The sequence below is a fragment of the Pantoea sp. X-Soil-TKNS-1280 genome, from assembly GCF_059730475.1.
Window position 1 is genome coordinate 3,916,141 of sequence record NZ_AP035962.1, and the last position, 18,926, is coordinate 3,935,066.

The following is an 18,926-nucleotide window of genomic DNA, read 5'->3' on the forward strand; positions in this document are numbered from 1 at the left end:
GTAAGGAGGTGATCCAACCGCAGGTTCCCCTACGGTTACCTTGTTACGACTTCACCCCAGTCATGAATCACAAAGTGGTAAGCGCCCTCCCGAAGGTTAAGCTACCTACTTCTTTTGCAACCCACTCCCATGGTGTGACGGGCGGTGTGTACAAGGCCCGGGAACGTATTCACCGTAGCATTCTGATCTACGATTACTAGCGATTCCGACTTCATGGAGTCGAGTTGCAGACTCCAATCCGGACTACGACGCACTTTATGAGGTCCGCTTGCTCTCGCGAGGTCGCTTCTCTTTGTATGCGCCATTGTAGCACGTGTGTAGCCCTGGCCGTAAGGGCCATGATGACTTGACGTCATCCCCACCTTCCTCCGGTTTATCACCGGCAGTCTCCTTTGAGTTCCCGACCGAATCGCTGGCAACAAAGGATAAGGGTTGCGCTCGTTGCGGGACTTAACCCAACATTTCACAACACGAGCTGACGACAGCCATGCAGCACCTGTCTCACGGTTCCCGAAGGCACTAAGGCATCTCTGCCAAATTCCGTGGATGTCAAGGCCAGGTAAGGTTCTTCGCGTTGCATCGAATTAAACCACATGCTCCACCGCTTGTGCGGGCCCCCGTCAATTCATTTGAGTTTTAACCTTGCGGCCGTACTCCCCAGGCGGTCGACTTAACGCGTTAGCTCCGGAAGCCACGCCTCAAGGGCACAACCTCCAAGTCGACATCGTTTACGGCGTGGACTACCAGGGTATCTAATCCTGTTTGCTCCCCACGCTTTCGCACCTGAGCGTCAGTCTTCGTCCAGGGGGCCGCCTTCGCCACCGGTATTCCTCCAGATCTCTACGCATTTCACCGCTACACCTGGAATTCTACCCCCCTCTACGAGACTCTAGCCTGCCAGTTTCGAATGCAGTTCCCAGGTTAAGCCCGGGGATTTCACATCCGACTTGACAGACCGCCTGCGTGCGCTTTACGCCCAGTAATTCCGATTAACGCTTGCACCCTCCGTATTACCGCGGCTGCTGGCACGGAGTTAGCCGGTGCTTCTTCTGCGGGTAACGTCAATCGATGAGGCTATTAACCTCACCGCCTTCCTCCCCGCTGAAAGTACTTTACAACCCGAAGGCCTTCTTCATACACGCGGCATGGCTGCATCAGGCTTGCGCCCATTGTGCAATATTCCCCACTGCTGCCTCCCGTAGGAGTCTGGACCGTGTCTCAGTTCCAGTGTGGCTGGTCATCCTCTCAGACCAGCTAGGGATCGTCGCCTAGGTGAGCCGTTACCCCACCTACTAGCTAATCCCATCTGGGTTCATCCGATGGTGTGAGGCCCGAAGGTCCCCCACTTTGGTCTTGCGACGTTATGCGGTATTAGCTACCGTTTCCAGTAGTTATCCCCCTCCATCGGGCAGATCCCCAGACATTACTCACCCGTCCGCCACTCGTCACCCAAGGAGCAAGCTCCTTTGTGCTACCGTTCGACTTGCATGTGTTAGGCCTGCCGCCAGCGTTCAATCTGAGCCATGATCAAACTCTTCAATTTAAAGTTTGATGCTCAAAGAATTAAACTTCGTAATGAATTACGTGTTCACTCTTGAGACTTGATATTTTTTAAGTCCGTGGACTTTTGATATCAATCCTGCGAGTGCCCACACAGATTGTCTGATAAATTGTTAAAGAGCAGTGCGAGCAGCGGGTTAACCGTCTGTCGCGAGGTGGCGTATATTACGCTTTCCTCCTTCAGAGTCAATCACTTTTTTCAGCGATTTTCTCTGGCGGGATGAATCACTTCGTCCCTCGCTGACCGTCTGCGTTGCCGCTTTGCCGTGTCAGTGGAGGCGCATTATAATCCGATTTTTTTGCACAACCCCTTTTTTCGATCTTTTGATTCAACTGGTGAGTTTTCATCCTTTCTGCTGGGATCACGAACGATCCGCTCAATAATTAGCTTGTCTGACGCACCGATCGCGCTCAGGCTAGGCATAAATGAGTAAAAGGAGAAAGATCATGTCCACAGCCTTACGTCCCTATAAAAGCAGCTATCCGCAAACTGGCGATCGCGTCATGATCGATAAAAGCAGTGTTGTGGTTGGCGATGTTGTATTAGGAGACGATGTCAGTATCTGGCCACTGGTTGCTATTCGCGGTGACGTGAATCAGGTGATGATTGGCGCACGAACCAATATCCAGGATGGCAGCGTCCTCCATGTGACGCATAAGTCAGCCAGCAATCCGGCGGGTTACCCTCTGGTGATTGGTGAAGATGTTACGGTGGGCCACAAAGCTATGCTGCATGGCTGCACCATTGGCGATCGCGTCCTGGTTGGCATGGGATCGATTCTGCTGGATGGTGTAATAGTAGAAGAGGATGTGATGATTGGTGCAGGTAGCCTGGTCCCCCCCGGCAAGCGTCTGGAAAGTGGCTACCTGTATTTAGGCAGCCCGGTGAAACAAATTCGCCCGCTTAATGAAGCCGAGATAGAGGGCCTTCGTTACTCAGCAAACAACTATGTTGGCTGGAAAAATGATTATCTCGCTCAGGAAAGCCAGACCCAGCCCTGATGATCAACTTCATCATTACGGATAAGTTGCTCGGCCTCATCTTCCAGATCCCAGCGATGAGCGCTAAACAGCGCCATCGCTTCTCCCTCACCGAATCTGTCATGCAATGCCTGAAGAGAGATCGCGCACATCAGCCCCATGCCATTCACCATCGCCGGAAAACACACCGCTTGCCGGTTTTGATCCCAATCTTCCCAATCAGGAAACTGAATCGCCTGATTCACGGCTGCATCGCCTGCTTTAATTGCGCAATGACGGGCGTGATCTCAGGCATCACACCATGCCATAACTGAAAAGCATGCGCTGCCTGCCCCACCAGCATACCCAATCCATCGGCGAGTTGTTGTGCCCCCTGTTGCTGGCACCAAAACAAAAATGGCGTCAGACCCGGCTGGTAAAACATGTCATAACAGCGCGTATGTTGGGAAATCAAAGAAGTAGGTAATGGCGGCACATCGCCTTTCACACCGCTGGAAGTGGCGTTGATAATCAGATCAAACGACTGGCCAGTCAGAGAGGTGAAACCGCAGGCATGAATGGCCCCGCTATGCTGAAAAATATCCGCAAGCAGCTCCGCCTTTTCAACCGTACGATTCGTCACTGTCAGTGCGCACCCTAATGAGAGCAGTGGCAAAATCACGCCGCGTGCGGCTCCCCCTGCCCCCACCAGCAATATCCGATCGCCGGGGCGGATCATGTTAAGCCGCTCAAGATCGCTCAGTAAGCCGATGCCATCCGTGTTGTCGCCCAGGATCTGCCCCTGCACATCCTTCTTTAACGTATTGACCGCCCCAGAGAGCGCAGCACGCTCGCTGAGTTCATCAGCAAACTCCCACGCCTGCTCTTTGAAGGGCAACGTCACATTGGCCCCTTTCCCACCAGCCGAAAAGAACTCGCTGATCGCCTGCGGGAAACCATCCAGTGGTGCGCATACGCGACCATAGTGGTGTTCAATTCCCGTTTGCTCTGCGAATAAACGATGGATAAAAGGTGACTTACTATGTTCAATCGGGTTACCAAAGACGGCAAAGTTTTCCATAAATTAGCCCTGGCGGATAAGTTCGCCGCTGATAACGTCGCGGATTTCAGAAGGATTAAGACGTCCGCCCGTTTCACCCGCTAATACCGGAAACTCAGCACCAAATTGCTGAGCGACTTCGGCAACGGTGCGACATGGCGTCTCGCCTGAAAGATTGGCACTGGTTGAAACCAGCGGTTTACCGAAGCGCTGACACAGCGCCTGCACATCAGGATGGTCGCTAACGCGAATCGCCAGCGAGTCAAAACGTCCAGTTAGCCACCGTGGCGTATGTGGGGAGGCCGGTACGACAAACGTGACCGGCCCCGGCCAACAGGCAAACATACGTTCACGCTGCACCACGGAAAGCTCCTGATCGGCAACGTAGGGTTCCAGCTGAGCATAGTCGGCCGCAATCAGGATCAATCCTTTTTCGACAGGCCGCTGTTTCAGCGCAAGTAATGACATCACAGCACTTTCGCTGTCCGGGTCACATCCCAGACCAAAGACCGCTTCTGTGGGATAAGCGATCACCGCATGTTGCTGCAGCTGGTTAATACAGAATTCCAGGTTTTCCGCTGAAGAGTGATTTTGCGTCATGGTAATTCATTGTCCTGCACTACGGGTTTGCCGCAGCGCTTACTGGCGCAGAAACGTTTCTTGCCCTGCGCGGTTTTCTTTTCAATTAATAGAGGGAACTGGCAGTGCGGGCAGACACCCTCAATCGGGGTCGCATTCAGCGCAAACTGGCAGTCTGGATAACGATCGCAGGAGTGGAACGTCTTACCATAGCGCGAACGGCGCTGAACCAGCTTCCCACTTTGGCACTGTGGACAGGCAATAGCCGTCTCGTCAGGCTTATCAATCGTTTCAGTATAATCACATTCAGGATAGTGGCTGCAGCCAACAAACATACCAAAGCGTCCCTGACGCAGCACTTTATCAGCGCCACATTGCGGACAGGCATGGCCTTCCAGGACTTTAACGATATGGCCATCGCCCTGGTTTTTCAGCGGGCGGATATACTCGCAGGCAGGAAAGTTGGCACAGCCAAGAAATGGACCATGTTTGCCGGCACGTATCACTAAATCTGCCCCGCAAGCGGGGCAGGGATCATGTTTACGCACGGTAAATAGTGCTGATTTACTCATATAACCCGATGCATCAAGCGCAAATTAATGCAGCATACCTTCATTGACGTCGAATAACAGTTCTTCCATTTGCTGATAGGCATTTTCGCATCCTGGGATGTTAAACAACACCATCAGCACCACCCATTTGAGATCTTCCAGATCGAATTCGAGGGTATCGAGGGCCATCACACGTTCGATAACCATTTCGCGAGTTTCCATATTCAGCACCTGGATTTGTTCCAGGAACAGAATAAAACCACGACATTCGGCATCCAGACGCAGGCTCTCTTCCTCCGTGTAGATTCGCATTGAGAGCGGATCGTTCGCCAGCAACACTGGCGCAACTAAACCTTCCTGGTAATCCGCCAGTCTCTCAAGCCAATTCAACGCATTGTAGATATCTTCACGATGAAAACCGGCATCAGTTAAATCATCGGTCAATTTATCCTGATCAACGCGCATTTCGGCTTCGTTGTGGATATAGGTCTCAAACAAGTACATAAGTACGTCGAACATGGCATGCCCTCCTCAATCGGACATAGCCGCCGGGTACAGCTGCGATCCATCCTGCTAACTCCAGCTCCAGCAACTGGGCTGAGATAACTGGCACAGGTTGGCCGGCACGTTCAGCGACGACGTCAACAGGTGTAACCTCATCACCTACGTTAGCCAACACGTCTGCAAATGGCAATGGAACATCGTCACTGTCATGTGAATATATTGTTTCTGAGGTTGTGGCAGGTAGCCAATGCAACGTGGAACGCAGGTCTTCGAGAATATTATCAGGATGCACAACCAGCAACGCACCCTGCTGGATTAACCAGTGCGTCCCTTCACTGCCCGCGTTACCTAATGCACCGGGTAAAGCATAGACATTGCGGTTTTGTTCCAGTGCATAACGCGCCGTCACCAGTGAACCGCTTTTAAATGAGGCTTCTACTACCAACACTCCAAGGCTCAACCCGCTGATAATACGATTGCGTCGTGGGAAATTTACCGCATATGGGGCCATTTCCAGAGGAAACTCCGAAATCAGCGCACCGCCATTGTTAACGATATCCTGTGCCAACTGTTGGTGACTTTTCGGATAGATATGTTTCAGTCCGCTACCCAGCACCGCAATGGTTTTACCGGACGCATTCAGCGCCGCCCGATGAGCAATGCCATCAATCCCCCGCGCCAGACCGCTGGTGATGGTCAATCCATTCACCGCCAGTTGCTGTGCGAAATAGCTTCCCCACTCGCTTCCATAATGAGAGCAATGGCGGCTCCCAACCACCGCGAGTTGTGGCGTATGTAACGCTGCGGCATTACCCATTACATACAATAGCGAAGGAAAACGACTGATCTCAGCCAGCGCAGGGGGAAAATCGCTGTCCAGCACCGAAAGCAGCTGATGTTGTGGATTCTCCAGCCACTGGCGAGTACGTAAAAGCTGCCGTGAGCATAGTGTATGAAATTGTTTTCGCTGCGTTTCACTCAGTCGCTGCGACCTCATCAAATCATCATCCATATGCCCGGTGGTTTGCAGCCTTTCCGCCAGATGGCGGATCTGCTGCCCACTGAGTCCTTTCACATTTGCCAGCCTGAGCATCCACTCAATTTTGTCCACGCCTCACTCCCTGTTCAGCCGGTGCCATCATGCGGTGCAATGCTGTCAATCAGGCCCCAAAAAGTCTACAATATGAGGTAGTAATCTTTTCTTTAACGCATACAGATCTGGAAATTTATGTCAGTTTTGCAGGTATTACATTACCCTGATGACCGTCTTCGCAAAATCGCAGCACCGGTGAAAACCGTTGATGCTGGTGTGCAACGCATCGTCGATGACATGTTTGAAACGATGTACGCTGAAGAAGGCATTGGCCTTGCAGCGACTCAGGTTGATATTCATCAGCGCATTATCGTGATTGATGTGTCGGAAAGCCGCGAAGAGCGCCTGGTGTTGATTAACCCAGAGTTGCTGGAAAAAGGTGGCGAAACCGGCATCGAAGAAGGCTGTCTCTCCATCCCGGAACAACGTGCTTTTGTGCCGCGCGCTGAGTGGGTAAAAGTGCGTGCGCAGGATCGTGACGGTAATACTTTCGAGCTGGAAACTGATGGCTTGCTGGCTATCTGCATTCAGCACGAAATCGACCATCTCGATGGCAAACTCTTTATTGATTATCTGTCCCCGCTGAAACGTCAGCGCATTAAACAGAAACTGGAAAAACTGGCACGCCAGAATGCACGCGCATCCTGAGTGCAAATAGAAGGTTAAACTGTGTCTGCACCGCTAAAAATCATTTTTGCCGGTACACCTGACTTTGCAGCGCGTCATCTTGACGCGTTGCTTGCTTCTGAGCATCAGGTGGTTGGCGTCTTTACGCAGCCCGATCGCCCAGCTGGCCGTGGCAATAAACTCACACCCAGCCCGGTTAAAGTCCTTGCACAAGCGCACAACGTTCCGGTTTTTCAGCCGAAATCATTAAAACCTGCGGAAAACCAGCAACTGGTCGCCGACCTGCAAGCTGATGTAATGGTGGTGGTGGCCTATGGTCTCATCCTGCCAAAAGCCGTGCTGGATATGCCGCGTCTGGGGTGTATCAATGTTCACGGTTCTCTGCTGCCGCGCTGGCGTGGTGCCGCCCCGATTCAACGTTCGCTCTGGGCTGGCGATGCCGAAACTGGCGTAACCATTATGCAGATGGATGTAGGTCTGGATACCGGCGACATGCTGCATAAACTTGCCTGCCCGATTACCGAACATGACACCAGTGCCACGCTGTATGACAAGTTAGCGCAACTTGGTCCTGAAGGAATGCTGAAGACGCTGGAGCAACTGGCAAACGGCAGCATACAGCCGGAAAAACAGGACGAAGCGATGGTTAGCTACGCCGAGAAGCTGAGCAAAGAAGAAGCCCGCCTCGACTGGACGCTTTCTGCCGCACAGCTTGAACGCTGTATTCGCGCATTCAATCCCTGGCCGATGAGCTATTTCATGGTTGATGATCAACCCGTGAAAGTCTGGCAAGCCAGCGTGTTACCCCATCAGGCCAAACAGCCAGGTGAAATACTTCATGCCGATAAGCAAGGTATTCAGATTGCGACGGCTGATGGTGTTCTGAATTTGCTTTCGCTACAGCCTGCCGGTAAAAAAGCCATGTCCGCACAGGATTTGCTTAACTCACGCCGTGAATGGTTCACTCCTGGCAGCATTCTGGCCTGATCCCGTAGCCCGGTTAACACCGGGCTTTTTGTTTGATGAATGAATCGCATGAAAAAAACGACAAACCTGCGTAGCCTGGCCGCGCAATTAATTGAACGCGTAGTGGATAAAGGCGAGTCGCTTAACGCTATTCTGCCTGGTGCGCAAAAAGCGCTTTCCGATAAAGACGCTGCGTTATTGCAGGAGCTCTGCTTTGGCGTCATGCGTACTTTGCCGCAGCTTGAAGCGTTAATTGGCAAGCTGATGGAGCGCCCCTTAACCGGTAAGCAACGCGTTCTCCATTATCTGATTATGGTCGGACTGTATCAGTTGCTGTATACCCGCATACCGCCCCATGCTGCGCTGGCGGAAACCGTGGCTGGTGCTGAAGTGCTGAAGCGCGCTAACCTGAAAGGATTACTCAATGGCGTATTGCGCCAGTTTCAGCGCCAGCAGGAAACGCTGGTTGCTGAAGTGGATCAGGGTGCGCAGCGTTATTTGCATCCCGGCTGGTTGCTCAAACGTTTGCAAACCGCATGGCCTGAGCAGTGGGAGCAGATTGTGGACGCAAATAATCAGCGTCCGCCAATGTGGCTGCGCGTCAACCGCCAGCATCATTCACGAGACGCCTGGCTGGCACTGCTTGAGCAGGCAGAAAAAAACGCTTTCCCTGGGGATGTTCCAGATGCGCTGCGGCTGGAAGCTCCCGCTCCTGTCGGGTTGTTGCCCGGTTTTGATCAGGGCTGGGTAACAGTTCAGGATTTATCCGCACAACGTTGTGCGTTGTTGCTTGAACCACAAAATGGCGAAACCATTCTCGACCTTTGTGCAGCACCAGGCGGAAAAACCACCCATATCCTTGAAATCGCACCGCAGGCGCAGGTGTTAGCCGTCGATATTGATGAACAACGTCTGGTACGCGTCAGGGAAAACCTGCAACGTCTCGGCATGCAGGCGGACGTGCGTCAGGGTGATGGCCGCATGCCAGCACAATGGTGTGGAGATCAACAATTTGACCGTATTCTGCTGGATGCCCCCTGTTCGGCAACCGGCGTGATCCGCCGCCATCCCGATATCAAATGGCTGCGACGCGATCGGGATATCGCTGAATTGGCCAGCCTGCAACGTGAAATCCTCGCAGCAGTATGGCCACGCCTGAAAAGCGGAGGCACACTGCTTTACGCCACCTGCTCGATCCTGCCGGAAGAAAACCATCAGCAGATCAGCGCATTTCTGGCTGCCCATTCCGATGCGATAGCTGAGGCATTGCCGCAGGGTCAGGCGAATGGCTGGCAGGTATTTCCTAACACAGATGGCGGGGATGGTTTCTTCTACGCTAAGTTGATGAAAAAATAATACGGCGCAATCTGACAAGAGCTCATCGCGATGAAAATTATTATCCTCGGTGCCGGACAGGTCGGCGGGACCCTCGCAGAAAACCTGGTGGGTGAAAACAACGACATTACTGTGGTGGATAGCGATCCCACCCGTTTGCGTCAGTTGCAGGACAAATTTGATCTGCGCGTAGTGCATGGTCATGGCTCTCATCCACGCATTCTGCGCGAAGCAGGTGCTGAGGATGCCGATATGCTGGTGGCGGTGACCAGCTCGGACGAAACCAATATGATCGCTTGTCAGATCGCTTATTCGCTATTCAATACACCAAACCGTATTGCCCGTATTCGTGCGGCTGATTATCTGCGCGATGCTGAAAAGCTGTTTGTACCCGAAGCGGTGCCAATCGATCATTTGATCTCGCCAGAGCAGTTGGTAATCGACAATATTTATCGTTTGATCCAGTACCCTGGTGCACTGCAGGTGGTGAATTTTGCCGAAGGAAAAGTGAGTTTGGCAGTGGTTAAAGCCTATTATGGTGGGCCACTGGTAGGAAATCCGCTCTCCATTCTGCGCGAACATATGCCGCATATTGATACCCGTGTTGCCGCCATCTTCCGCCAGGATCGCCCGATTCGTCCGCAAGGTTCAACCATTGTTGAAGCGGGTGATGAAGTCTTCTTTATCGCGGCAAGTCAGCATATTCGTGCCGTAATGAGCGAGATGCAACGCCTGGAGAAGCCTTACAAACGTATCATGCTGGTTGGCGGTGGGAATATCGGCTTTGGCCTAGCACAGCGTCTGGAAAAACAGTACAGCGTGAAGTTGATCGAGCGGAATCCGCAACGTGCTGCAGAACTGGCCGAGCAATTGCAGGATACCATTGTATTCTACGGTGATGCCTCCGATCAGGAGTTGCTGGCTGAGGAACATGTCGATCAAATCGATCTGTTTATTGCTGTTACTAATGACGATGAAGCCAACATCATGTCCGCCATGCTGGCGAAGAAAATGGGGGCAAAAAAAGTCATGGTGTTGATCCAGCGCCGGGCCTATGTTGATCTGGTTCAGGGCAGCGTGATTGATATTGCCATTTCGCCGCAGCAGGCGACCATTTCCGCGCTTCTGGGACATGTACGTAAAGCTGACATTGTAGGTGTCTCATCATTACGCCGTGGTATCGCTGAAGCGATCGAGGCGATCGCGCACGGTGAAGAAACAACTTCACGCGTAGTGGGACGCCTGATTGAAGATATTAAATTGCCACCCGGTACCATCATCGGTGCCGTAGTGCGCGGTGATGAAGTTATCATCGCCAATGACAACGTTCGCGTCGAACAGGGGGATCATGTGATTATGTTCCTGACCGACAAGAAGTTTGTGCCTGATGTCGAACGGCTCTTCCAGCCAAGCCCCTTCTTCCTGTAATCGCTGCGGGCAATCCGTTGCCCGCCGTGATAATCCAACTTAATCCCTTGTTGTAATGGCAAATGTAGAAAGGTTTGTTAAACTTTAGGCATTGGCCAGGACAAGGAGATAACAATGAGTTTTTTCAAAGAGTTTCGTGATTTTGCGATGCGTGGCAACGTAGTTGACCTCGCAGTTGGTGTGATTATCGGTGCCGCTTTCGGTAAGATTGTTTCATCACTGGTGGCTAATATCATCATGCCGCCTTTAGGCTTGCTGATCGGCGGGGTCGATTTTAAGCAATTCAAATGGGTACTCAAACCCGCAGAAGGTGCAGTAGCTCCCGTGGTGATGGAATACGGTGTCTTTATTCAGAGTATTTTTGATTTCGTTATCGTGGCACTTGCCATTTTCATCGCCATCAAGCTCATGAATAAATTATATAAAAAGAAAGAAGTGGAAAAACCGGATCCGAAACCAACCAACGAAGAGTTGTTACTGACGGAAATTCGTGACCTGCTCAAGCAACAAAATAACAAAATCTGATTCAAGGAACCGCCTCACCAGGCGGTTTTTTTATGATTAAAACCAGAAGGCCAGTGGTAAACCGCTTTGCTTACCACTGGCCTCCCAGTTGCCTCGTTTCGCATGTTTGTCTTTGCGACGATAACTACCTTTCCCTTTTTGATTTTGCTCAACACGCTGACGAAATAGCGGATCGTGCAATAGAGCTTCAATAGCGTTGTCTTTGATCTGACCTTTTTGGTGCTGATAACGGCTCATATTTCCTCCGGTTAGTGATTGCGCAACTATAGGCCTTTGCGCCATAAATTCAATCCTTACTACAGCAATTTTCCGGATGGGGTTCTTCCCCCTTCTCCAGGGCTTCCAGGATTGAGCAACAAGCGCTGCTATGTAAATCGCCACAACAGGTTTCTGCCAGTCGTTGCAACGAACGCTCGATCGTTTGCAACTCAGCGATCATTGAGCTGACCTCATCAAGACGCTTCGCCACAATAGCTTTAGATTCCTGACAGGTATGATGTTCGGGATCGATGCGGATCGATAATAATCCACGAATAGAATCGAGGCTAAACCCCAGCTGGCGTCCATAACGGATGAAACGCAGACGTTGCAGATCGTCATCACTATATAAGCGAAAACCCCCTTCGGTTCTGACTTCATGATCCATCATGTTTTGCTTTTCATAAAAACGGATGGTGTCAGGTGTGACATCTGCCATTTTGGCGAGTTGGCCGATACGGTACATGTTATTTCTCCTGCATCAGTCGGTGTTTAATCGCATCGCTATAGTCGCCGCGTAGGAACGTGGTGCTCATTCCCGCCTGACGTAATTTGAGCTCCAGTAAACTCAACCGTTTCGATAGTTCATGCGCCTGATGATCGTCAGGATCCAATTCCCGGAGCAGATCCTGAACTTGCAGGGCTTCACGTCGCATTTCCAATTCTGGCGGTAAAAATCCGGCATTTTTTAACAGCCGATACCCGGTACGCAGTTCTTCAGGTACACCACTTTCATCATCGAGTTGCAACGGCGCTCCCTCACCAGGCAAATTGCTGAGTTCACCTTTTTCCTGAGCAGCAAGAATGTGCTGTTCGGCAAGCTGGTCAATTAACCACATGAGTCGCTCCTGATCGGGATAACAGCCATCAGCATAGCGGAAGGGGGAGAAATGGGAAGAAACGACAGGCAATAAAAAACCCGCCGAAGCGGGTCTTTTACGTTACTGCAAATTACTCTGCAGCAGCTTCTGCTTGAGCTTCTGGACGATCAACCAGCTCGATGTATGCCATCGGAGCGTTGTCACCAGCACGGAAGCCACACTTCAGAATACGAGTGTAACCACCGGCACGGCTCGCGAAACGCGGGCCCAGCTCGTTAAACAGTTTTGCCACGATCTCGTTATCACGAGTGCGGGCGAATGCCAGACGACGATTAGCTACGCTGTCGGTCTTGGCAAGAGTAATCAGCGGCTCAACTACGCGACGCAGCTCTTTGGCTTTCGGCAGAGTCGTCTTAATGATCTCATGACGAACCAGAGAACCAGCCATGTTGCGGAACATAGCCTGACGATGGCTGCTGTTACGGTTCAGTTGACGACCACTCTTACGATGGCGCATGACCTTATCCTTCTCAGTGAAACCTTAACCTGTGATCCGGTTATTCATCAGCAATGCTTGCCGGCGGCCAGTTTTCCAGGCGCATGCCCAGAGACAGACCACGTGAGGCCAGCACGTCTTTAATCTCGGTAAGAGATTTTTTACCCAGGTTAGGCGTTTTAAGCAGCTCAACCTCGGTACGCTGTACCAGATCACCGATGTAGTGGATAGCTTCTGCCTTAAGGCAGTTAGCAGAGCGGACAGTCAATTCCAGATCGTCAACAGGGCGCAGCAGGATCGGATCGAATTCTGGTTTCTCTTCTTTCACTTCCGGCTGACGTACATCACGTAAGTCAACGAAAGCTTCCAGTTGTTCTGCCAGGATGGTTGCCGCACGACGAATCGCCTCTTCAGGATCGATTGTGCCGTTGGTTTCCATTTCGATGACCAGCTTGTCCAGGTCGGTACGCTGTTCAACACGCGCTGCTTCAACATTGTAGGCGATACGGTCTACAGGGCTGTAGCATGCGTCAACTAACAGACGGCCGATTGGGCGCTCATCTTCTTCCGAATGAATTCGGGCAGAAGCCGGCACATAACCACGACCACGCTGAACTTTGATACGCATGCTAATAGATGCGTTTTCATCGGTCAGATGGCAGATCACATGCTGCGGCTTGACGATTTCGACATCACCGTCGTGGGTAATGTCGGCTGCAGTCACAGGGCCAATGCCAGATTTATTCAGGGTCAGGATGACTTCATCTTTACCCTGAACTCTTACCGCCAGCCCTTTCAGGTTAAGCAGGATTTCCAGGATATCTTCCTGTACGCCCTCTTTGGTGGAGTACTCGTGGAGCACGCCATCAATCTCAACCTCGGTCACCGCGCAACCCGGCATGGAAGAAAGCAGAATACGGCGCAGTGCGTTACCAAGAGTATGGCCAAAGCCACGCTCTAACGGCTCAAGGGTCACCTTGGCGTGCGTCGAACTCACTTGCTCGATATCTACCAGGCGCGGTTTTAGAAACTCTGTCACAGAACCCTGCATTGTGTCCTCTCTTTGGTACTAAGCTTTACTTAGAGTAAAGCTCGACGATCAGGTGTTCGTTAATGTCCGCAGACAGATCAGTACGCTCAGGAATACGCTTGAACACACCTTCCATCTTAGTCGCATCAACTTCCAGCCAGGTTGGCTTTTCACGCTGCTCAGCCAGCTCCAGAGCGGCCTTCACGCGAGATTGCTTTTTGGCTTTCTCACGGATGCTTACGACATCATTCGGAGATACCTGATAAGAAGCGATGTTAACAACGCGGCCGTTCACCAGGATAGATTTGTGGCTCACCAGCTGACGTGCTTCTGCACGAGTGGCACCAAAACCCATACGGTAAACTACGTTATCCAGACGACCTTCCAGCAGAGCTAACAGGTTTTCACCGGTGTTGCCTTTCAGACGCGCTGCTTCTTTATAGTAGTTACGGAACTGACGCTCCAGCACGCCGTAGATACGACGAACTTTTTGCTTTTCACGTAACTGACCGCCGTAATCAGACAGACGCGGTTTACGCGCACCATGCTGACCAGGGGCTTGTTCAATTTTGCACTTGGAATCGATCGCGCGAACACCAGACTTAAGGAATAAGTCAGTGCCCTCACGACGGCTCAGCTTGAGCTTAGGACCCAAATATCTTGCCATTTTCTTTCTCCAACTATCCTAAAAACGAGGCGTTAAACGCGACGTTTTTTCGGCGGACGACAACCGTTGTGAGGGATCGGAGTCACATCAGTAATGTTAGTGATGCGGAAACCAGCGGCGTTCAGAGCACGAATAGTAGATTCGCGACCCGGACCCGGACCCTTAACCATAACTTCCAGGTTCTTAATACCGTAATCTTTCACGGCTTCTGCACAGCGCTCTGCAGCGACCTGAGCAGCAAACGGAGTAGATTTACGTGAACCGCGGAAACCGGAACCACCGGCGGTTGCCCAACCCAGTGCGTTACCCTGACGATCAGTAATGGTAACGATGGTGTTGTTAAAAGAAGCATGGACGTGAGCCACGCCATCTGAGACTTGCTTTCTTACACGTTTACGTGCACGAACTGGTGCCTTTGCCATTATTTACTCACCCCGATTATTTCTTGATCGGTTTACGCGGACCCTTACGGGTACGTGCGTTGGTCTTGGTACGCTGACCGCGTACTGGCAGACCACGACGATGGCGCAAACCACGGTAGCAACCAAGGTCCATCAGACGCTTGATGCTCAGGGTGATTTCACGGCGCAGATCACCTTCTACAACGAATTTAGCAACTGCATCACGCAGCTGATCAATTTGTTCTTCAGACAGCTCACTGATCTTAACATTTTCAGCGATGCCCGTTTCAGCACAGATGGCTTTAGAACGGGTTTTGCCGATACCGAAAATCGAAGTTAATGCGATAACGGTGTGTTTTTGATCAGGAATGTTAATGCCTGCTATACGGGCCACTATGCACTCCTATAATTAAATAAATGCGAACCATGCTGAAAAGCCCGTTTTCAGGATACTCAAATGGAAACGCATCGACATACAAAAGATTGGCTGGCTAATCTAGCCAGCTCAACCCGACTTTGCAAGAAAAATATGTGAGAAAATCAGCCCTGGCGCTGTTTATGCTTAGGCTCGGCGCTGCAAATCACACGTACGACGCCGTCGCGACGGATGATTTTGCAGTTACGACATAATTTCTTGACGGAAGCACGAACTTTCATTTTTACTCTCCGTAACTTCTCAAGCGCCTGAATTAACGGCCATAGCCTTTCAGGTTAGCTTTCTTCAATGCAGACTCGTACTGACTCGACATCATCAGAGTTTGCACTTGAGCCATAAAGTCCATGATGACAACCACTACGATGAGCAGTGAAGTACCGCCAAAGTAGAAGGGAACCTTCATGGCATCACGCATGAACTCCGGGATCAGGCAGATAAAAGTAATATACAGTGCGCCGATTAAGGTCAGACGTGTCATTACTTTATCGATGTACTTCGCCGTTTGCTCTCCCGGACGAATTCCCGGTACGAATGCACCAGACTTCTTCAGGTTATCTGCTGTTTCACGCGGGTTGAAAACCAACGCCGTGTAGAAGAAACAGAAGAAGATGATTGCAGTCGCATAGAGTAGCACATAAAGCGGCTGTCCTGGCTGCAAATACAGCGAAATTGTTGTCAGCCAGTTCCAACCGGTACCGCCCCCGAACCAGGATGCTATCGTCGCCGGGAACAGGATAATGCTGGAAGCGAAGATTGCCGGGATAACCCCTGCCATATTCACTTTCAACGGTAAATGTGTGCTCTGTGCAGCATAAACTCGACGACCTTGCTGACGCTTAGCGTAGTTCACCACAATTCGGCGTTGACCACGTTCTACGAAAACAACGAAGAAGGTCACTGCAAATACGAGAACTGCAACCAACAGCAACAGAAGGAAGTGCAGGTCGCCTTGCCGCGCTTGCTCGATGGTATGGCCAATGGCCGGCGGGAGACCCGCAACAATACCAGCAAAGATAATGATCGAGATACCGTTACCGATACCACGCTCAGTAATCTGTTCGCCCAGCCACATCAGGAACATTGTTCCAGTAACCAGACTTACAACAGCGGTAAAGTAGAATGCAAAGCCTGGATTAATTACCAGACCCTGCATTCCAGGCATATTCGGCAGACCGGTAGCAATACCGATCGACTGGAATACGGCCAAAACCAGCGTGCCATAACGGGTATACTGGCTAATCTTACGACGGCCAGCCTCCCCTTCTTTCTTAATCTCCGCTAACGCCGGATGAACCACCGTCAGCAACTGGATAATAATAGAGGCCGAAATATACGGCATAATACCCAGTGCAAAGATTGAGGCACGACTGAGAGCACCACCAGAGAACATGTTAAACATTTCAATGATGGTGCCACGCTGTTGCTCAAGCAGTTTGGCAAGTACAGTGGCATCGATACCGGGGATTGGAATAAAAGAGCCAATACGGAAGACAATCAGTGCACCGATAACAAACAATAGTCTGCGCTTCAGTTCACCAAAGCCACCTTTGGCACTTTGAAAATCTAATCCCGGTTGCTTTGCCATCTGCTACTTATTCCTCGATTTTACCGCCAGCAGCTTCGATTGCAGCACGAGCACCTTTGGTGACACGCAGACCGCGAACCGTTACCGGTGTAGAAACTTCACCAGACAGAATCACTTTCGCAAATTCAATCTGAACACCGACAATGTTTGCTGCTTTCAGCGTGTTCAGGTCAACGATACCGCCTTCAACTTTCGCCAGGTCAGACAGACGAACTTCTGCAGTGACCATTGCTTTGCGAGAGGTGAAACCGAATTTCGGCAGACGACGGTACAGAGGCATCTGACCACCCTCGAAACCGCGACGTACGCCACCGCCAGAACGAGACTTCTGACCTTTGTGACCACGACCACCGGTTTTACCGAGGCCAGAACCGATACCACGACCCAAACGCTTAGAAGCGTGCTTAGACCCTTCGGCCGGAGACAGAGTGTTTAAACGCATCTCTTACTCCTCCACTTTCAGCATGTAGGAAATCGCGTTGATCATACCGCGTACAGCCGGCGTGTCTTCACGCTCTACGGTGTGACCAATGCGACGCAGACCCAGGCCAACCAGAGTGGCTTTGTGCTTAGGCAGGCGGCCGATTGAGCTACGGGTTTGTGTAATTTTAATAGTCTTCGCCATGGTGATTACCCCAGAATTTCTTCAACGGATTTACCACGCTTGGCAGCGACCATTTCCGGAGACTTCATATTGCCCAGGCCGTCAATAGTTGCACGAACCACGTTGATCGGGTTGGTGGAACCATAGGCTTTAGCCAGAACGTTATGAACTCCAGCGACTTCCAGAACGGCGCGCATTGCACCACCGGCGATGATACCGGTACCTTCAGAAGCCGGCTGCATGAACACACGAGAACCCGTGTGCGCACCTTTAACCGGGTGCTGCAGGGTGCCGTGAGTCAGCGCGACGTTAATCATATTGCGACGGGCTTTTTCCATCGCTTTCTGGATCGCTGCTGGAACTTCGCGCGCTTTACCGTAACCAAAACCGACGCGACCGTTACCATCACCTACCACAGTCAGAGCTGTGAAGGAGAAAATACGACCACCTTTAACAGTTTTAGAAACACGGTTTACCGCGATCAGTTTTTCCTGCAGTTCGCCAGCTTGTTTCTCGATGTGTGCCATCTTAGACCTCTACCTTAGAACTGAAGGCCAGCTTCACGAGCAGCATCTGCTAGTGCCTGGACGCGACCATGATATTGGAAACCGGAACGGTCGAAAGAAACATCTTTGATGCCTTTTTCGATTGCGCGCTCAGCCAGAGCTTTACCTACAGCTGCAGCGGCGTCTTTGTTACCGGTATACTTCAGTTGTTCAGCGATAGCTTTTTCTACAGTAGAAGCAGCAACCAGAACTTCGGAACCGTTCGGGGCGATCACCTGTGCGTAGATATGACGCGGGGTACGATGTACCACCAGGCGAGTAGCACCCAGCTCTTTGAGCTTGCGACGTGCACGGGTCGCACGACGGATACGAGCAGATTTCTTATCCATAGTGTTACCTTACTTCTTCTTAGCCTCTTTGGTACGCACGACTTCGTCGGCGTAACGAACACCCTTGCCTTTGTAAGGCTCAGGACGACGGTAGGCGCGCAGATCAGCTGCAACCTGACCAATCAGCTGCTTATCAGCGCCTTTCAGCACGATTTCAGTCTGAGTTGGGCATTCGGCAGTGATGCCAGCCGGCAGTGCATGGTCAACAGGGTGAGAGAAGCCCAGGGCCAGACTCACAGAGTTGCCTTTTACAGCTGCACGATAACCAACACCGACCAATTGCAGCTTCTTGGTGAAGCCTTCGGTAACACCAATAACCATGCCGTTCAGCAGCGCACGAGCAGTACCTGCTTGTGCCCAACCATCCGCATAACCTTCGCGCGGAGCGAAAGTCAGGGCGTTGTCTGCATGCTTAACTTCAACAGCTTGGTTGATAGTACGAGTCAGCTCGCCGTTTTTACCTTTGATCGAAACTTCCTGACCGTTGAGTTTTACCTCTACGCCGGCAGGAACAACGACAGGTGCTTTTGCAACACGAGACATGT

The 18,926-nt window shown here is 51.4% G+C and carries 27 protein-coding genes and 1 rRNA gene; 6 read left to right on the forward strand and 22 right to left on the reverse strand.

Features of this window, described 5'->3' with window-relative positions:
• Position 1: 1 nt before the first annotated feature.
• Positions 2-1,543 (reverse strand): 16S ribosomal RNA (locus AC6I8X_RS18180).
• A 464-nt stretch (positions 1,544-2,007) separates the two neighbouring features.
• On the opposite strand from AC6I8X_RS18180, the gene AC6I8X_RS18185 reads away from it, so the two are divergent.
• On the forward strand, positions 2,008-2,562 hold the full coding sequence (locus tag AC6I8X_RS18185; RefSeq protein WP_084877274.1) for a gamma carbonic anhydrase family protein: 555 nt from the start codon (positions 2,008-2,010) through the stop codon (positions 2,560-2,562).
• On the opposite strand, the gene AC6I8X_RS18190 is transcribed toward AC6I8X_RS18185, so the two are convergent.
• The 6 genes from AC6I8X_RS18190 to dprA are packed head-to-tail and all read right to left on the reverse strand — an operon-like array spanning position 2,538 to position 6,325.
• On the reverse strand, positions 2,538-2,786 hold the full coding sequence (locus AC6I8X_RS18190) for a DUF1488 family protein (protein WP_497840249.1): 249 nt from the start codon (positions 2,784-2,786) through the stop codon (positions 2,538-2,540). The genes AC6I8X_RS18185 and AC6I8X_RS18190 overlap by 25 nt on opposite strands.
• Positions 2,783-3,601, reverse strand: coding sequence for a shikimate dehydrogenase (gene aroE / locus AC6I8X_RS18195; RefSeq protein ID WP_497840250.1), 819 nt, complete (start codon positions 3,599-3,601; stop codon positions 2,783-2,785). Before aroE ends, AC6I8X_RS18190 begins: the two co-directional genes overlap by 4 nt.
• A 3-nt stretch (positions 3,602-3,604) precedes the next feature.
• A complete protein-coding gene (gene tsaC, locus AC6I8X_RS18200) occupies positions 3,605-4,180 on the reverse strand; it encodes an L-threonylcarbamoyladenylate synthase type 1 TsaC (protein ID WP_497840251.1) in 576 nt (191 codons plus the stop codon).
• Positions 4,177-4,731 (reverse strand): DNA topoisomerase family protein, encoded by a 555-nt coding sequence (locus tag AC6I8X_RS18205; protein ID WP_084877285.1) that lies wholly within the window; start codon positions 4,729-4,731, stop codon positions 4,177-4,179. Before AC6I8X_RS18205 ends, tsaC begins: the two co-directional genes overlap by 4 nt.
• Positions 4,732-4,755: 24 nt before the next feature.
• Positions 4,756-5,229: a DUF494 family protein Smg gene (gene smg, locus AC6I8X_RS18210; protein ID WP_084877288.1), complete on the reverse strand. Its 474-nt coding sequence runs from the start codon at positions 5,227-5,229 to the stop codon at positions 4,756-4,758.
• On the reverse strand, positions 5,201-6,325 hold the full coding sequence (dprA, locus tag AC6I8X_RS18215; RefSeq protein ID WP_497840252.1) for a DNA-protecting protein DprA: 1,125 nt from the start codon (positions 6,323-6,325) through the stop codon (positions 5,201-5,203). Before dprA ends, smg begins: the two co-directional genes overlap by 29 nt.
• Positions 6,326-6,442: 117 nt before the next feature.
• On the opposite strand from dprA, the gene def reads away from it, so the two are divergent.
• From def to mscL, 5 genes are all read left to right on the forward strand, one after another.
• Positions 6,443-6,955 carry a peptide deformylase gene (gene def, locus AC6I8X_RS18220; protein WP_084877293.1) on the forward strand — a complete coding sequence of 171 codons (513 nt, stop codon included), beginning with the start codon at positions 6,443-6,445 and terminating at the stop codon, positions 6,953-6,955.
• A gap of 21 nt (positions 6,956-6,976) precedes the next feature.
• The gene (fmt, locus tag AC6I8X_RS18225) at positions 6,977-7,921 is read left to right on the forward strand and encodes a methionyl-tRNA formyltransferase (protein ID WP_313688155.1); all 945 of its coding nucleotides are present in this window, start codon (positions 6,977-6,979) and stop codon (positions 7,919-7,921) included.
• 48 nt (positions 7,922-7,969) lie between these two features.
• Positions 7,970-9,256: a 16S rRNA (cytosine(967)-C(5))-methyltransferase RsmB gene (rsmB, locus tag AC6I8X_RS18230; protein WP_497840253.1), complete on the forward strand. Its 1,287-nt coding sequence runs from the start codon at positions 7,970-7,972 to the stop codon at positions 9,254-9,256.
• Between the two features lie 30 nt (positions 9,257-9,286).
• Positions 9,287-10,663, forward strand: a complete 1,377-nt coding sequence (trkA, locus tag AC6I8X_RS18235) for a Trk system potassium transporter TrkA (protein ID WP_084877300.1) — start codon at positions 9,287-9,289, stop codon at positions 10,661-10,663.
• Between the two features lie 114 nt (positions 10,664-10,777).
• The gene (gene mscL, locus AC6I8X_RS18240) at positions 10,778-11,188 is read left to right on the forward strand and encodes a large-conductance mechanosensitive channel protein MscL (protein WP_299447397.1); all 411 of its coding nucleotides are present in this window, start codon (positions 10,778-10,780) and stop codon (positions 11,186-11,188) included.
• 36 nt (positions 11,189-11,224) lie between these two features.
• Here the strand turns inward: mscL and AC6I8X_RS18245 are convergent, their stop codons facing one another.
• From AC6I8X_RS18245 to rplF, 15 genes are all read right to left on the reverse strand, one after another.
• Positions 11,225-11,425 (reverse strand): alternative ribosome-rescue factor A, encoded by a 201-nt coding sequence (locus tag AC6I8X_RS18245; RefSeq protein WP_299447400.1) that lies wholly within the window; start codon positions 11,423-11,425, stop codon positions 11,225-11,227.
• 49 nt (positions 11,426-11,474) lie between these two features.
• Entirely contained in the window at positions 11,475-11,912 is a 438-nt protein-coding gene (gene zntR, locus AC6I8X_RS18250) for a Zn(2+)-responsive transcriptional regulator (protein ID WP_313688149.1), read from the reverse strand.
• A gap of 1 nt (position 11,913) precedes the next feature.
• The gene (locus AC6I8X_RS18255) at positions 11,914-12,285 is read right to left on the reverse strand and encodes a DnaJ family domain-containing protein (protein WP_299447406.1); all 372 of its coding nucleotides are present in this window, start codon (positions 12,283-12,285) and stop codon (positions 11,914-11,916) included.
• Positions 12,286-12,397: 112 nt separating this feature from the next.
• The gene (rplQ, locus tag AC6I8X_RS18260; RefSeq protein WP_003850180.1) at positions 12,398-12,784 is read right to left on the reverse strand and encodes a 50S ribosomal protein L17; all 387 of its coding nucleotides are present in this window, start codon (positions 12,782-12,784) and stop codon (positions 12,398-12,400) included.
• Positions 12,785-12,824: 40 nt separating this feature from the next.
• Positions 12,825-13,814, reverse strand: a complete 990-nt coding sequence (locus AC6I8X_RS18265; RefSeq protein ID WP_007891688.1) for a DNA-directed RNA polymerase subunit alpha — start codon at positions 13,812-13,814, stop codon at positions 12,825-12,827.
• Positions 13,815-13,839: 25 nt separating this feature from the next.
• Complete coding sequence (rpsD, locus tag AC6I8X_RS18270) at positions 13,840-14,460, reverse strand: 30S ribosomal protein S4 (protein WP_013510754.1); 621 nt, start codon at positions 14,458-14,460, stop codon at positions 13,840-13,842.
• A gap of 32 nt (positions 14,461-14,492) precedes the next feature.
• The gene (gene rpsK / locus AC6I8X_RS18275) at positions 14,493-14,882 is read right to left on the reverse strand and encodes a 30S ribosomal protein S11 (protein WP_004160563.1); all 390 of its coding nucleotides are present in this window, start codon (positions 14,880-14,882) and stop codon (positions 14,493-14,495) included.
• Positions 14,883-14,898: 16 nt separating this feature from the next.
• Complete coding sequence (rpsM, locus tag AC6I8X_RS18280; RefSeq protein ID WP_013510755.1) at positions 14,899-15,255, reverse strand: 30S ribosomal protein S13; 357 nt, start codon at positions 15,253-15,255, stop codon at positions 14,899-14,901.
• A gap of 146 nt (positions 15,256-15,401) precedes the next feature.
• Positions 15,402-15,518 carry a 50S ribosomal protein L36 gene (gene rpmJ / locus AC6I8X_RS18285; protein WP_004160566.1) on the reverse strand — a complete coding sequence of 39 codons (117 nt, stop codon included), beginning with the start codon at positions 15,516-15,518 and terminating at the stop codon, positions 15,402-15,404.
• Between the two features lie 32 nt (positions 15,519-15,550).
• A complete protein-coding gene (gene secY, locus AC6I8X_RS18290) occupies positions 15,551-16,882 on the reverse strand; it encodes a preprotein translocase subunit SecY (RefSeq protein ID WP_013510756.1) in 1,332 nt (443 codons plus the stop codon).
• 7 nt (positions 16,883-16,889) lie between these two features.
• On the reverse strand, positions 16,890-17,324 hold the full coding sequence (gene rplO / locus AC6I8X_RS18295; RefSeq protein WP_299447422.1) for a 50S ribosomal protein L15: 435 nt from the start codon (positions 17,322-17,324) through the stop codon (positions 16,890-16,892).
• 3 nt (positions 17,325-17,327) lie between these two features.
• Positions 17,328-17,507 carry a 50S ribosomal protein L30 gene (gene rpmD / locus AC6I8X_RS18300; protein WP_013510758.1) on the reverse strand — a complete coding sequence of 60 codons (180 nt, stop codon included), beginning with the start codon at positions 17,505-17,507 and terminating at the stop codon, positions 17,328-17,330.
• Between the two features lie 5 nt (positions 17,508-17,512).
• Entirely contained in the window at positions 17,513-18,013 is a 501-nt protein-coding gene (gene rpsE, locus AC6I8X_RS18305) for a 30S ribosomal protein S5 (protein WP_013510759.1), read from the reverse strand.
• Positions 18,014-18,027: 14 nt separating this feature from the next.
• Positions 18,028-18,381 carry a 50S ribosomal protein L18 gene (gene rplR, locus AC6I8X_RS18310; RefSeq protein WP_013510760.1) on the reverse strand — a complete coding sequence of 118 codons (354 nt, stop codon included), beginning with the start codon at positions 18,379-18,381 and terminating at the stop codon, positions 18,028-18,030.
• A gap of 9 nt (positions 18,382-18,390) precedes the next feature.
• On the reverse strand, positions 18,391-18,924 hold the full coding sequence (rplF, locus tag AC6I8X_RS18315; protein WP_208716706.1) for a 50S ribosomal protein L6: 534 nt from the start codon (positions 18,922-18,924) through the stop codon (positions 18,391-18,393).
• Positions 18,925-18,926: the final 2 nt, after the last annotated feature.